The following is a 1,292-nucleotide window of genomic DNA, read 5'->3' on the forward strand; positions in this document are numbered from 1 at the left end:
ACGGCCGATTATCACCCGGCGCCCCGCGACACCGGCGAACGGCCGCGACCACCGGCGGGTGGCGGGCGGAACCGCCGGAGCACGCCGGAGGAGCCGTCCCGGCGGGCGGGACGGCTCCTCCGCGGCCACCGGGCGCACCGGGCGCCCGGGTGTGCGGTGTGCCGAGGTCGTCAGCCGAGCTTGCTGACGTCCCGGACGGCGCCCTTGTCGGCGGAGGTGGCCATCGCGGCGTACGCGCGCAGCGCCTGGCTGACCTGGCGGTCGCGCTTCTTCGGCCGGTAGCCGCCCTCGGCCTCCAGCTTCAGCCGGCGCTCGTGCAGCTCCTCGAAGGGGACCTCCAGCGAGATCTTCCGGCCGGGGATGTCGATGGCGATGATGTCGCCGTCCTCCACCAGGGCGATCGTGCCCCCGGAGGCCGCCTCCGGCGAGGCGTGGCCGATCGACAGGCCCGAGGTGCCGCCGGAGAAGCGGCCGTCGGTGACCAGCGCGCAGGCCTTGCCGAGGCCGCGGCCCTTGAGGAAGGACGTCGGGTACAGCATCTCCTGCATGCCCGGGCCGCCCTTGGGGCCCTCGTAGCGGATGACGACGACGTCGCCCTCCTTGACCCGCTTGGTGAGGATCGCGTCGACGGCGTCCTCCTGCGACTCGACCACGACGGCCGGACCGCTGAAGGTCCAGATCGACTCGTCCACGCCGGCGGTCTTCACGATGCAGCCGTCCTCGGCGAGGTTGCCGTAGAGCACGGCCAGGCCGCCCTCGACCGAGTAGGCGTGCTCGACGCTGCGGATGCAGCCCTTGGCGGCGTCGGTGTCCAGGGACTCCCAGCGCTCGGACTGCGAGAAGGCCTCCGCGGAGCGGACGCAGCCGGGGGCCGCGTGCCAGAGCTCGACGGCCTCGGCGGACGGCGAGCCGCCGCGGACGTCCCAGGTCTTGAGCCACTCGGCGAGCGAGTCGGAGTGGACGGTGTGCACGTCCTCGTTGAGCAGCCCCCCGCGGTAGAGCTCGCCGAGGATGGCGGGGATGCCGCCGGCCCGGTGCACGTCCTCCATGTAGTACGAGCCGTTCGGCGCGACCTTGGAGAGGCAGGGCACCTTCCGGGAGATGGCGTCGATGGCCCGCATGTCGAAGTCCAGCTCGGCCTCCTGGGCGGCGGCGAGCAGGTGCAGGATCGTGTTGGTGGAGCCGCCCATCGCGATGTCCAGCGCCATGGCGTTCTCGAAGGCGGCGCGGGTGGCGATCGAGCGCGGCAGGACGGAGTGGTCGTCCTGGCCGTAGTGGCGGGTGGGGGGTTC

General features: G+C 73.1%; 1 protein-coding gene. It reads right to left on the reverse strand.

Translation table 11 applies throughout. The features are described 5' to 3' along the window. Positions 1–170: 170 nt before the first annotated feature. Positions 171–1,292, reverse strand: a 1,122-nt coding sequence (locus MCM47_RS40960) for a dihydroxy-acid dehydratase (protein WP_238951853.1), incomplete at its 5' end; no start/stop codon positions are given.

Source organism: Kitasatospora sp. A2-31 (assembly GCF_022288725.1).
Taxonomy (GTDB): Bacteria; Actinomycetota; Actinomycetes; order Streptomycetales; family Streptomycetaceae; genus Kitasatospora.